The sequence below is a fragment of the Methanobrevibacter sp. TMH8 genome (genome assembly GCF_020148105.1).
Taxonomy (GTDB): Archaea; Methanobacteriota; Methanobacteria; order Methanobacteriales; family Methanobacteriaceae; genus Methanobinarius.
The window spans coordinates 1-13101 of the sequence record NZ_JAHLZE010000001.1 but is presented as its reverse complement, the minus strand read 5'-3'; the positions used below and the strand labels follow the sequence as shown (position 1 = coordinate 13101).

The window sequence follows — 13101 nt, the reverse complement described above, 5'->3', positions numbered from 1 at the left end:
AAAATATTAAAATAATTATAAATAATTATAAATAACTATAAAAATATTAAAAACTATTATAAAATTATTTAAAATTAAGGGGGTAATAAAATGATTGAAATTCCAGAAAGCAATACTATTGCAAACCAATTAAATGAAACAATTAAAGGAAAAAAGGTAGTTGGTGTTGTTACAAATAAATCTCCTCATAAATTTGCCTTTTTTTATGAAGATCCAAATGAATATTCTGATATGCTAAAAGGTAAATTTGTTACAAATGTTAATGTTTATGGAGGACAAATTGAAATATTATTGGCTGAAAATTCATCATATTCTGAAGAAGATAATGAAAATAATACTATCATTGTTTTAAGTGATGATGCTCAGATTAGATATATTGAAAAAGATGAAGATCTTCCTGAAAAACATCAACTTTTAATTAGGTTTGATGATTCTTCTTATCTAGTTTGTTCAGCTAAAATGTATGCTCAGCTTCATGTTTCATTACTTAAAGACTATAAAAATGAATATCATGATATAGCTAAAGAAAAACCATCTCCTCTTTCGGATGATTTTGATATTAAATACTTTGAAGATTTACTAGAGGAAGTTCGTCCAACTACTTCTCTTAAAGCTTTCATAGCTACTAAACAAAGAATCCCTGGTATTGGAAACGGGGCTCTTCAAGATATATTGTTCAATGCAAAACTCCATCCAAAAATAAAGATTAAAAAATTATCTAAAGATCAAATAGAGACATTATTTAATAGTATTAAATATACATTAGATGAAATGGTAAAAAATGGTGGTAGAAACACTGAAAAAGATTTATTTGGCAATAATGGAGGTTATGAAGTAATTCTTTCTTCTAAGACATTTAAAAGCCCATGTCCTTTTTGTGGTGGAAAGCTCAATAAAGAACCTTATTTAGGCGGAACTGTCTATTATTGTCCTAATTGCCAAAAATTAGATGATTAATATTATATATGAAATATATATGAACTTAATTAAAAATTTATTATATTAATTTAATTAAATATTTTAAAAAATCATAGGTAGTAATAATGAAAGAAACTAAGCTTTCTCTTAAAAAAATAGGAATAAATGAGTCAGATTGTAATTATTTCTCTAATAAAAGATTTTCTGATGGTGCTCAATATCGTTTTGAAGTTCCTGGAATTCAAAGTCCTTCAGCATTAAGATCTCTAATTTCTAGCTGTGAAGATAAAAATATCAGAATACATAGAGCAACTCAAACAAAAGGAATCATGTTTCTCAATGATGAAGAAATTGAAGAAATGGTTTCATTAGCTAATGACTCTAAAATCGACTTATTTTTAAGTGTTGGTCCAAGAGCTGTTTATGATACTAGTGCAACTGCTCAAACAAAAGAAGGTTCTAGAATTGGTTATCGTCTTCGTGGATATGATAATTTAGTTTATGCAATTGAAGATGTAAAAAGAGCTATTGATTTAGGAGTTAGGGGAATAGTTGTTTATGATGAAGGATTACTTTGGGCATTAGCTAAAATGAGAGATGAAAAAAATGGAGAAATAGCTAATGACACTAAATTCAAACTTTCTGCTCATGCTGGGGCCGGAAACCCTGCGTCTGCAAAGCTTTTTGAAGATATAGGGCTAGACTCTTTCAATCCTGTTCGTGATTTATCTATTCCTATGATTGCTAGTTTACGAGAAGCTATTGATATTCCAATAGATATCCATACTGAAAATCCAAAGTCAACTGGTGGATTTATACGTCATTATGAAGTTCCAGAAATAATTAAGGTTGCTTCTCCAGTTTATTTAAAAACTGGTGGTTCAATAGCTAAGCATCACAGCTGGGATACTACTGATAAAGAAGCTATACAAAGAGTAAAACAAGTAGAATTAGTTAAAAATATGATTGAAAGATATTATCCTGAAGCTATTGCTTCTAAATAGGATATTATGAATATTTAAATTATTAAAAATCTATATGTCTCATTTTTTATAATAATCCAATAAGATACTATGAATTTATCATCAAAAATAGAAAATGCTTTAATAAAGGCAAGTACAACTTATCCTAAAGATAGGCTAAATGCATTCAACCGAGCTATAGATGTAGAAACTAATGAAAATGCAATTTGGGCACTTGAACTTATGTTAAAAAATGCTAAAATAGCTAATAAAAATAAAATTCCTTTATGTGATGATACTGGAATTCCTCATGTTTTCATTGAACTTGGTAAAGATACTATAATTTCTTCTGAATTTTTAGAAGATATTAAAAAAGGAATAGCTAATGGTCTTAAAAATTTACCAGGTAGGCCAATGACAGTAAAAGGTGATGATTTAGAAAGAATTTCTCAATCAAAAGGTTTATACAATGAAAGTGAGAAATTAGTGCCTCCTTCTTTTTTAATTGATAATTATAATAATGAAAAATATGATAATTTAAAAGAACATGGCAATTTAGATCAATATGGCAATTTAGAAGACTATAATGATTTAGATAATAAAAGTAAAATACATCTCTTACTATTAGGTGGTGGCCCAGAAATCAGAGCTAATACTTATAGAGTATTCCATAAAAGAGACTCTAAAGAAGTTTTAAATGTGGCAATAGATAGATTAAAAGAAAATTTAGCTCTTTTGGGATGCACTCCTAGTATTCCAGCTATTGGGATTGGGAGAACTCATTTTGAAGCTAATTCTCTATTGATTAAATCGATGATTTATGGAAATTTAGATAATCAATCAGATATTGAAAAATATATAACTGATGAGCTAAATAAAACTAATATTGGGCCTATGGGTCTTGGTGGAAAGACAACTTCTCTTGGATCTTTTATAAAAATAGGTCCTCAAAGAGCAAGTGGAGTTAGAATTTTAGCTACTCGTCCATGTTGTTTTGTTGAACCAAGAGTAGCTACTGTTGAAATTAATTATATCTGATTAATTATTTAGAATAAAAAAGTACTCTAAATACTACTTATTTAGGATATTATAATAATATTTTTTTCTATAGAATAATAAAATACTCAAATACTACTTATTTAGGATATTATAATAATATATTTTTTAAAATAATAAAATACTTTAAATACTACTTATTTAGAATATTACAATAATATATTATTTAGAAAAAAAATAAAAATTATAAAATATTTATTGAGGGATATTTATGACTAATGGGGATAAAATTAAAGAAAACTCTATTAACAATGACCTATCTAAGATAAAAACAGCTATTACTGATATTGAGTCTAATAAAATAGTTACTAGGGGATATTCTCAAGAGGATTTAATAGCTAATATCACTTTTCCTGATATGGTTTACTTGCTCTTAAAAGGAGATTTACCTTCTCCTAAAGAGTCTAAAATGTTCAATCATGTATTAATATCTTTTTGTGATCATGGTGTAACTTCTCCAAGTACTCAAACTTCAAGATTAATTGCTTCTTCTGGATCTCCATTAAATGTTGCTTTATCTGGAGGATTATTATCTTTTGGTAAAAAACATGCAGGAGCTATTGAAGACTCTATGAGCTTATTCCAAGAAGCATTAAATGATGATATTTTTGATGTTTATAACTTTGAAAACTATGTTAATTCAAAAGATTTTGATAATTCAATTGATGAGATAGCTAATGATATTGTAGATATCTATTTGAATGATAATAAAAAAATTCCAGGATTTGGCCACAGATATCATACTAAAGATCCTAGAGGGGCTAAATTAATGGATATAGTTAGAGAAGAGGATTTCATTGGTAAACACACTAAATTAGCATTAGCTATTGAAAAAATTCTATTTGAAAAAAAAGGAATTCACATCAATATAGATGGTGCTAATGGAGCAATTCTTTCAGATATGGGATTTTCTAGTTCTTTAGGTCTTGGAATTTTCATGATTGGTAGGATTCCAGGAATACTTGCCCATGTAAATGAAGAAATCACGCAAAAAGAAGGTTTTAGAAAATTTTGCAATATAGATGATATTTCATATTGTGGATATGAAGATAAACATTTAGATTAAAAATATAATTTTCTATTTTTCTATTTTCTATCTTTTATTTTTTATTTTTAATTTTTATTTATTTATTATTTAATTTTCTATATTTATATTATATCTTATATTATATTTTATCTTATTTTTAATTCTTAATTTTATTCATTTATTATTTAATTTTCTATATTTATATTATATCTTATATTATATTTTATCTTATTTTTAATTCTTAATTTTATTCATTTATTATTTAATTTTCTATGTTTATATTATAGTTTATATTATATTTTATCTTATTTTTAATCTTTATGGATTGATTATTTAATTTATTATCTTTTATTCTTATTTTTTATATTATTTTTTTACTTTTATTTATTATTTTATAAAATAAAAAGAATTATTTACTTGTTTATACAAATATAATAAATAATATTTTATTAAATCATGTTTGTTGAGAGGATATATTTATTTAATATAATTTTTTAGTATTAGTGTAATTTTCACTTATTGAGTCTAAGGAGAATGATAACTATGTTAAGAAATAAAATGCCTGATAATCCTAATAAAAATATAAAATTTGATAAAGATAAGTTAAAGACTATTTATCTTGCAGGAGGATGTTTTTGGGGAATTGAAGCATATATTTCAAGGCTTCCAGGAGTAGCTAAAACAACAGTAGGTTATGCAAATGGAATAATCCCAAATCCTAGCTATGAAGAAGTTTGTAGTCTTGACACTGGACATGCTGAGACTGTAAAAGTTGATTATGACCCAAATATTATTTCTCTCAAGGGCTTACTTGAAAAATTCTTTAAAATTATCGATCCTACTACACTAAATCAACAAGGAAATGATATCGGCAAACAATATCGTACTGGAATTTATTATTCTACTGATGAGTCTGAAAGTTCTGAGAATGACTTATCTATTATAAATAATGTTCTTGGCGAAGAACAGTTGAAACAAAAGGAATTTAATAAGGCAGTTGTTACTGAAGTTAAACCTCTTGAATCATTTTATGATGCTGAGGAATATCACCAAAAATATCTAGAGAAAAATCCAAGAGGATATTGTCATATTGATTTAAGCAAACTTCCTGAAGATATTTTAGAAATTGAATCTACAAGTTCTGAACTTATTGATGATTATGATATAGGGGGATGTGGTTATGAGGACTTTAGTGAAGAAGAAAAAGAAAGAAAGTTAAAAGAACTTTCTCCTATTGAATATGATGTTACTCAAAATAATGCTACTGAAGCACCAGGAACTGGTAAATACAATAATTTTGTGGAAGAAGGTATTTATGTAGATGTAGTTAGTGGAGAACCATTATTCACTTCTATTGATAAGTTTGATTCAGGATGTGGTTGGCCATCATTTACAAAACCTATTGATGAAGATATTATGTCTGAAAGTAAAGATACTTCTCATGGAATGGTTAGAACAGAATTAAAAAGTAAGATAGCTAAATCTCATTTAGGACATGTTTTTGATGATGGTCCTTCTGAAAGAGGTGGAAAAAGATATTGTATTAATTCAGCATCTTTAAGATTCATTTCAGCTTCTGATATGGAAAAAGAAGGGTATGGTGAATATAGCTATTTATTTAAAAAATAATACTTTTAACATAATTTAATTAATAAAAATAAAAAATAATATAAAAAAATAAGAATAAAAGATAATAATAAAAGATATTAAATTAAAAATAAGTTTATAGTAAAAAATCAATAAAAAATTTAATATAAAATAAAATTCATATATATATATATATATATATATTATTTACTTTTATGATTTAAATTATATCAGAGGGGTATGTTGGGTGTTTAGATGTTTAAAAAGATATTTGTTGTTTTAATTTTAGTATTTTCAGTATTGCTAATTAGTGGAACTGTTTTTGGAGCTGAAGTTAAACATTCTGATTCTAGCTATAAATCTTCTATTTCTTCAAAATCTATTAAAATATCTCCAAATCCTATTAAAAATATATCTACAACTAAATCTACTTTTAAATCTGGAAATAAAATTAAAATAAAAGTCACTACAACTAAATCTGTAAAAAATGTTTATACTCGTATTTCAGGAAAAGGTACTTATAAACTTAAGAAAAGTAATAATAATGTATGGTATTACAATTTAAGAACTAAAGGCTATAAAACAGGAAAATATAATATAATTATTAAAGCTACTACTTATAAAAATAATATTTATAAAAAAAACAAATATTTTAAAGTAGATAATATTCCTCCTAAATTATATTCATTGAAATCTAATGTAAAAAGTATTAAAGCAGGTAATCCATTTCATATTGAAGTTATAACGGATAAAACTTCGAAAAAAGTGATTGCAAAAGTTAGAGGCAAAATTATTTATTTTAAATCAAATTCTATTTATAAAAATAATACTCAAGGTTATAATAATCATAATGCTATGAACTGGACTTTCAATGGAAAAATCAGCTATAAAGAAATTGGAAATTTGAATATTACAGTTTATGCTTATGATTCTATAGGCAATATAGTTAAAAAAAGTTTATACATAAAATCTATTCCAGTTTATGTTCGTTGGAATGGAACTGTACTAATGAATAACCCAACTAAAATATATTATTATTCTAATCCTATAAACTCTTATCAAAAAAGTATTAATGTCTTAAGTAAATATGTAAAAGTTTATGAAGGATATGCTGGAAGTAATTATATTTTAGGAATTACTTATAATAATGGTTACAAAGCTACAAAAGTTATTATTGCATATAAAGATCCATTTGTTGTTTATCATGAGTTGGGCCATGTTTTAAACTGGAAATGGAGTGAATATCAATGTGATCTTTATGCATATAAGAAAGTTGGATATTGGTTGGATTAATTTTACATAATATTTTACATAATATTATATTATAATATTTTTTTATATATTTTATTTATCAATACTTATTTTTTGAAATTTTATATTTTTTAGATATTGTAGATTTTTTTAGATATTTTACTATATTATAATAATAGTGGATATATAATTATAATTTATATAAATCTTCAATCATAATTTTATAATAATATTTAATTAGTTTTAATTAAATAAACTATATTAAAAATGATATGAAAATAGAAATCTTTAAATGAAATGTTGAAAATAAATATTTATGCTAAAAATTTGAGATTATTTTATAGCTAATTTTTACAATATTTTATAATTTTTATAATTATTTATTATGGAGGTGACATAAATGGCTAAGATAAAAGGAACCAATAAAAGAACAAGGCCGAAATCTCACTATAGAAAACGTGGAACAAAAAGAGGTCGAGGAATTAAGAAAATTTAATGATTTAGTTTAACTAAATCATATTATTATTTATTTTTATTTATTTTTATTAATAATAAAATAATTTGTATTTTAATCTTTTAGTTTAATTTAGTTTAATTTAGTTTAATCTAGTTAGTTTAATTTTAATTTAATCAATTTAATTTTTTGTTTTAATATTTTCATGAAGGAATTATTATGGAATTTTCAGAACTTATTGAAAAACGCTATAGTGTAAGAGGATATAAACCAGATCCTGTTGAGAAAGAAAAATTAGACAACATATTAGAAGCAGGAATATCAGCTCCAACTGGAGTCAATGCACAAGCTTTTAAAATATATGTAATTAATACAAAAAAACACAAAGAAGGTTTAGAAAAGATTTATAGTCAACCTTGGTTTGTTGAAGCTCCTGTAGTGTTGTGTTTAGCTATGGCTCCAGCTAAATGTTGGACTCGGCCATGGGATGGGAAAAATATCAGTGATATTGATGCAGGAATTATTATGGATCATATGATTCTTGCTGCTTGTAATCAAGGTCTCGGAACTTGTTTCATTGGTGCCTTTAAAAAATACGCTGCAGTAGATTTACTTGATCTTGATGAAGAATATGAACCTGTTTTATTCACTCCTTTGGGATATCCTAATGATAAAGGTAGGAACACTACTAGAAAGAGTTTTGATGAGTTAGTTGTATATAAAGACTGATTTTAATATATTTTCATAGTTTTTATTATTAGTATTTTTTTTATTTTATATCTAAATTATATAGTTTGATTAGTTGATTATTTATTTGTGAAAAAATGACTAAACCGATTATTTTAAAAGCAAAAAATTTTGATGATATGGAATCTATAGCTAAACCTTTCATTGATAATGGCTATAAAATTATGTCTTCTGATGCAAAACATATAATAGCTAAAAAAAGGAATTTTGGAATTTGGTATTTCCATGTTTTGTTTTTAGGGTTAATACTATTCATTGTTAGTTATAATTCTTGGATATTGTATCTTGTATGTCTATTATATATAGCTTATTTTCTTTTTTATCTGTTTAAAAGATCAAAAATAGTTCTTATCACCACGGAATCAAAGGATGAAGAGGGGAACTATGTTGAATTTGATGATATTAAGGATATTAATTACTAATATCATAATGCTTTTTATCCAAATAAAACAAGAAATATAATAAAAAAATTACATTAACATTACATATATAGTTAAATTATATATTATATTAATGATAATATCTATTTAATTTAATTATTAATAATTTAATATATAAAATAATTTAATAAATAAATTTAGGATTAAATTGATTTAAATTAATAATTAAATATTTTGTATTAAATTATTAGAAATATTTAGATTTTAGGAGGAATTTTTTGTCGTATAGTAGAATTCAACAGTTTTCAATCGTATTTGCATTTATTATGATAACTTGGGGGTTATTGCCGTTTTTCAATCTTGATAATACATTTTTAACATCCAACACAATTGCTTCAAGTACAATATTATTTTTAATAGGGATAGCTTATCCACTCATTGTTTTCAAACCTCAATGGAATAAAGCTGTCTTGATGATTGAAGGAATTGTTTTTGCGGCTGTTGGCTTAGCCTTCTTACAACCTTTATACAATCTTATTTTCTTAATAATAGGGGCATTTTTTGCTATTTTAGCTATTTTAGCTTATGCTAAAAAATTACCTTCAAGATTATTGAAATTTTTCTATAAAACTCCTAAATAATTGTTAAAATTTATAAATTTGAATTATATAATTAAATAATTATTAATAAAAATTTTCTCTAATTTTCATTGATTTAATTAGGTTTATTGATTTAGTTAGGTATTTTATGCGAATTATAAAATTTTTACTTCCTTTAGCTGTTTTAAATTTAATAGCTTTAATTTTAGTAACTTTTGGACTTCCAAATACAGTTCCTATGCAAATGAATTTGGAGGGTGCTGTGAATTCGTTTGGTTCTAAATGGTTTATTCCAATTTTTGGAATCATTCCAATTTTAATAGTCATTATATATATTATTTATATATATTATGGAAATAATGATTTAAACAAAAATATTAAGGATAAAATTATTCCAGCGATAGCTATACTTTTCATGATAATTAGTTGGGTTCAAATAGGATTTGTATTAGTTTTAACAGAATTTAATTCATTTATATCTAATTATTCTCTATTAATTGAAATAACTTCTTTCATATTCATTGTTTTATCTGTTTTATTTGTTTTCATAGGTTATTATATAGAAGATATCAAACCTAATAGAACTTTTGGTATTCGAACTCCATGGACTCTTAACAATGAAATAGTTTGGAAAAAAACTCATAAATTAGGTTCTTATACCTTCATGATTGCAGGATTTGTATTGTTAGTATATTCTCTTGCTACTTTTATTAGTGAAAACATAATTTATGCAATTATTGGTTTGATTATATCTATATTTTTAGCTGCAATTGTTCCAATAATTTATTCTTATTATGAATATAAAAATATAACAAATTAATTAGTTAAATTTACTTTTAATTGAAAATAAAAATGATTAGATGATTTTCTGTATAATTTTGTATTAATTTCATATTTTCAAATTTCATATGTTAATTTTGCATTATTAAAAATATTTGTATATATTTTTTATTTTTTCTAAAATTCAATATTTTATGAAATTTTATTAATATACTGATATATTTTCCATCTTAGTTAACTTTAAATTTTTTATATATTTTTCAAGATTTTCTTTTTTCAATTTTTTATTTAAATTATATTTTCGCTATTTTCTTTATATTTAGTTTTTTAAGAATATTTTTTTCTTTTAATCATTTTATAGTTATTATCAAAGATTTTATTTTTCAATCTATTTTTTTTTTCAATTTCCTCAATATTCCTCTAATTTTTTCTATTAATAACCCTTTATTTATTGCTTTTATTTGTTAATAAAATATAATCTTATTTTATTAATTTATTTGTCTGTTTTTTCTACTGGGGGCAAGTAGAAAAAGATATATATTATGTATAATATATTTTTCAACTACCATGGTGGTTAATTATGACAGCGATATCGGAAGCTATTACACAAATTAAAAAGGCTGAAAACGATGCTGATCAATTAATTGAAGACTCTAAAGTCAAATCGACTGAAATGATTGAAGATTCTAAAGTTAAATCTGATGAGATGATCCAGACAGCTAAGAACTCAGCTAATGAAGAAGTTAAAGATACTATTTTTAAAGCAGAAGAAAATGCAAGAAAAGAAGCTAATTCTATAACAGCTAAAGCCAAAAATGATGTAATGTCAATTAAAGACAAGTCTATGGCTAATGTTGATGAAGCTGCTTCATTTATTGTTAAAAATATTTTGTAGTGTGAGATGAATGTTCCAAACAGAGAGGATGCGTAAGCTTAAGATAATAACATTAGACCAATACACTAATGAAGTAGTTAGTGGACTACATGAAAAAGGTATTGTTCAAATTGATGATATTTCTGAACGTATTCAACAAAATCCTGAATGGGCACAACTTTTATCACCTTCAAAAGCAACTTCAAATACTGGAAAGATTTCTTCACTTTTAATGAAAGCCACTGGTTTATCTGAAACCTTTGGAAATGTTCTTGAAGGAAAAGGAAGTATTAAAGATATGGTAATGTCTTTTGTAAGTCCTGTAATTCCTGAAAAGAAAAAAGTGGATAAATTAGATACTGAAAGCTTAATAAATAATGCAGAATCAGTTCTCGATGAGATAGAGTCGCAAACAAAGGTTATAGAAGATAAGATTTCAGCGCTTGATAGTGAAAAAAGTGAACTTGAATCCAATAAAGAATTAGCTATTAAATTAAGTAATTTTAATATAGATTTATCTCTTTTACGTGATAGTAAGTACACAACTACGCTTGTTGGAAGGATTGATGTTGATAATGCTTTGAAATTTAAAGATGAAGCAAAAAATGTAACTGATAATTTACAGATATTAGAAGACTCTAATGTTATAAAAAATAATGAAGGTAAAAAAAATAAGAAGAATAATGATTCCTCTGAAATTCTTATTGTGATTACTTCAAATGAATATAAAGAAGAAATTTACTCTCTACTTCGAAAATTTGAATTTGAAAAATATGATGTTAGTGGATTAGAAGGAAATTCACAAGATATAATAAATTCTTCAAAATCAAGAATTACTGAAATAGAGAAAGAAAGAAATCAACTTTTTGATGAACTTAAAAAGATCGCTGATAAGTATGATCAAGATGTTTTAGTTTTAAAAGAACAGTTAGAAATTGAAAAAGAAAGAAATGAAATCTTTGCTACTTTTGGTCAGACCAATAATACAACTATGCTTGAAGCATGGGTTCCTTTAAAAGAGGTTACTGAAGTTACTGAAGTTATTAATAAATATAGTGATGGATATGCTGTTGTTGAGGCTGAAGAAATTGGTGAAGATGATTCTGATGTTCCTGTTCTACATAATAATAACTGGTATGCAAAACCATATGAAGTAATTGTAGATATGTATGCTCCATTAAAATATAATGAGATAGATCCTACAATTTTAGTAGCTATTACTTTGCCGTTTTTCTTTGGTTTTAATTTAACTGATGCTTTTTATGGTATTTTTGTTTCATTAATTGGTTTTATTTTATACAGAGGTATGGGTAAAGTCAATAATACTATGAGAAGTTTTGGTGCTATTTTCATGATGTGTGGTATATGGGCAATTATACTGGGACTTTTAACTGGAGGATTCATTGGAGATTTTGTTCCAAGATTCTTAGGATTTAACCTTCCAACAGTTATTCCTGCTATAGATGCATTTAAACAACCTCAAAATATACTTATAATGGCACTTATTGTAGGTGTTATCTATACAAATATAGGTTTCATTTTAGGTATGATTAACAATTGGAGATATGGTAATAAAAAAGAAGCTATTACATCTCAAATTGTGTGGTTTGTATTAGAAGCAGGTATTGTTTTCCTTGTACTTGGATTTATCATGCCAGGAATTGGTATTATTGGTATGGGTCTTGGTGGAGCACTAATAGCCTTAAGTATAATATTACTTTTATGGGGTGGAGGTGCTTATGGAATAATGGATATATTCTCATTTATGGGAGATATCTTGTCCTATGCTCGTCTTTTAGCACTTTGTTTAGCTACTGGTGGAATTGCTATGACTGTTAATATTTTAGCAGAAATGCTAAATGGGATGGTTCCAGGTATTGGAATTATAATTGCAATATTTGTATTCCTGTTTGGACATATAGTAAACTTTATGTTCCAAGTATTGGGTGGCTTCATCAATGCACTTCGTTTGAATTATGTTGAATTTTTCGCTCAATTCTTTATGGGTGGGAAAAATAATTTCAATCCTTTTAGTGCAAAAAGAACTTTCACAAAAATAAAAGATGACTAATATTTCAAATTAAATAAATTTTATTAATATTTATAATATTATTAACTAAATTTATTAAATTTATAATCATATTAAATATTTCATATTAAATAAATTAATCAATATATGTTAATTTTCAATATATGTTAATTTAATTATATTAATTGTATAAAAATTATATTTTAAATAATAAAATAAATAAAGGAGATAAAGATTATGGTAGACATTGCATTGGGTACTGCTCTTGCAGCAATTGGTGCGGGAGTAGCTATTGGATTCGCAGGTTTAGGATCAGGTTTAGGTCAAGGAATGGCAGCAGCTGGAAGTGTAGGTGCTGTAGCAGAAGATAAGGGTATGTTTGCTCAAGGTATTATTTTCTCTGCATTACCAGAAACTCAGGCTATTTATGGTTTCTT

Annotated in this window: 13 protein-coding genes; all 13 read left to right on the top strand. The window is 25.1% G+C overall.

From position 1 onward, the window contains the following. Positions 1–90 precede the first annotated feature (90 nt). On the top strand, positions 91–957 hold the full coding sequence (locus KQY27_RS00065) for a hypothetical protein (protein WP_224424541.1): 867 nt from the start codon (positions 91–93) through the stop codon (positions 955–957). Between the two features lie 86 nt (positions 958–1043). After that, positions 1044–1922, top strand: coding sequence for a U32 family peptidase (locus KQY27_RS00060; protein ID WP_224424540.1), 879 nt, complete (start codon positions 1044–1046; stop codon positions 1920–1922). Positions 1923–1991: 69 nt separating this feature from the next. Then, on the top strand, positions 1992–2918 hold the full coding sequence (locus KQY27_RS00055; RefSeq protein WP_224424539.1) for a fumarate hydratase: 927 nt from the start codon (positions 1992–1994) through the stop codon (positions 2916–2918). A 229-nt stretch (positions 2919–3147) separates the two neighbouring features. Next, entirely contained in the window at positions 3148–4002 is an 855-nt protein-coding gene (locus KQY27_RS00050) for a citryl-CoA lyase (protein ID WP_224424538.1), read from the top strand. A gap of 504 nt (positions 4003–4506) precedes the next feature. Next, positions 4507–5592, top strand: a complete 1086-nt coding sequence (gene msrB, locus KQY27_RS00045) for a peptide-methionine (R)-S-oxide reductase MsrB (RefSeq protein ID WP_224424537.1) — start codon at positions 4507–4509, stop codon at positions 5590–5592. A 213-nt stretch (positions 5593–5805) separates the two neighbouring features. After that, positions 5806–6843, top strand: coding sequence for a hypothetical protein (locus KQY27_RS00040; RefSeq protein WP_224424536.1), 1038 nt, complete (start codon positions 5806–5808; stop codon positions 6841–6843). 631 nt (positions 6844–7474) lie between these two features. Then, positions 7475–7984, top strand: a complete 510-nt coding sequence (locus KQY27_RS00035; protein ID WP_224424535.1) for a nitroreductase family protein — start codon at positions 7475–7477, stop codon at positions 7982–7984. Between the two features lie 95 nt (positions 7985–8079). Further along, a complete protein-coding gene (locus tag KQY27_RS00030) occupies positions 8080–8424 on the top strand; it encodes a hypothetical protein (protein ID WP_224424534.1) in 345 nt (114 codons plus the stop codon). A gap of 236 nt (positions 8425–8660) precedes the next feature. Next, complete coding sequence (locus KQY27_RS00025; protein WP_224424533.1) at positions 8661–9023, top strand: hypothetical protein; 363 nt, start codon at positions 8661–8663, stop codon at positions 9021–9023. Between the two features lie 106 nt (positions 9024–9129). After that, positions 9130–9801: an SdpI family protein gene (locus KQY27_RS00020; RefSeq protein WP_224424532.1), complete on the top strand. Its 672-nt coding sequence runs from the start codon at positions 9130–9132 to the stop codon at positions 9799–9801. A gap of 540 nt (positions 9802–10341) precedes the next feature. Further along, the gene (gene ahaH / locus KQY27_RS00015; RefSeq protein WP_224424531.1) at positions 10342–10656 is read left to right on the top strand and encodes an ATP synthase archaeal subunit H; all 315 of its coding nucleotides are present in this window, start codon (positions 10342–10344) and stop codon (positions 10654–10656) included. A gap of 10 nt (positions 10657–10666) precedes the next feature. Continuing rightward, complete coding sequence (locus KQY27_RS00010; RefSeq protein ID WP_224424530.1) at positions 10667–12706, top strand: V-type ATP synthase subunit I; 2040 nt, start codon at positions 10667–10669, stop codon at positions 12704–12706. A gap of 195 nt (positions 12707–12901) precedes the next feature. Continuing rightward, positions 12902–13101, top strand: a 200-nt coding sequence (locus KQY27_RS00005) for a V-type ATP synthase subunit K (protein ID WP_224424529.1), incomplete at its 3' end; no start/stop codon positions are given.

Excerpts from the sequence above, each read along its gene's own strand:
- KQY27_RS00065 (WP_224424541.1), top strand. The coding sequence starts at position 91 with ATGATTGAAATTCCAGAAAGCAATACTATTGCAAACCAATTAAATGAA.
- KQY27_RS00060 (WP_224424540.1), top strand. The coding sequence starts at position 1,044 with ATGAAAGAAACTAAGCTTTCTCTTAAAAAAATAGGAATAAATGAGTCA.
- KQY27_RS00055 (WP_224424539.1), top strand. The coding sequence starts at position 1,992 with ATGAATTTATCATCAAAAATAGAAAATGCTTTAATAAAGGCAAGTACA.
- KQY27_RS00050 (WP_224424538.1), top strand. The coding sequence starts at position 3,148 with ATGACTAATGGGGATAAAATTAAAGAAAACTCTATTAACAATGACCTA.
- msrB (WP_224424537.1), top strand. The coding sequence starts at position 4,507 with ATGTTAAGAAATAAAATGCCTGATAATCCTAATAAAAATATAAAATTT.
- KQY27_RS00040 (WP_224424536.1), top strand. The coding sequence starts at position 5,806 with ATGTTTAAAAAGATATTTGTTGTTTTAATTTTAGTATTTTCAGTATTG.
- KQY27_RS00035 (WP_224424535.1), top strand. The coding sequence starts at position 7,475 with ATGGAATTTTCAGAACTTATTGAAAAACGCTATAGTGTAAGAGGATAT.
- KQY27_RS00030 (WP_224424534.1), top strand. The coding sequence starts at position 8,080 with ATGACTAAACCGATTATTTTAAAAGCAAAAAATTTTGATGATATGGAA.
- KQY27_RS00020 (WP_224424532.1), top strand. The coding sequence starts at position 9,130 with ATGCGAATTATAAAATTTTTACTTCCTTTAGCTGTTTTAAATTTAATA.
- ahaH (WP_224424531.1), top strand. The coding sequence starts at position 10,342 with ATGACAGCGATATCGGAAGCTATTACACAAATTAAAAAGGCTGAAAAC.
- KQY27_RS00010 (WP_224424530.1), top strand. The coding sequence starts at position 10,667 with ATGTTCCAAACAGAGAGGATGCGTAAGCTTAAGATAATAACATTAGAC.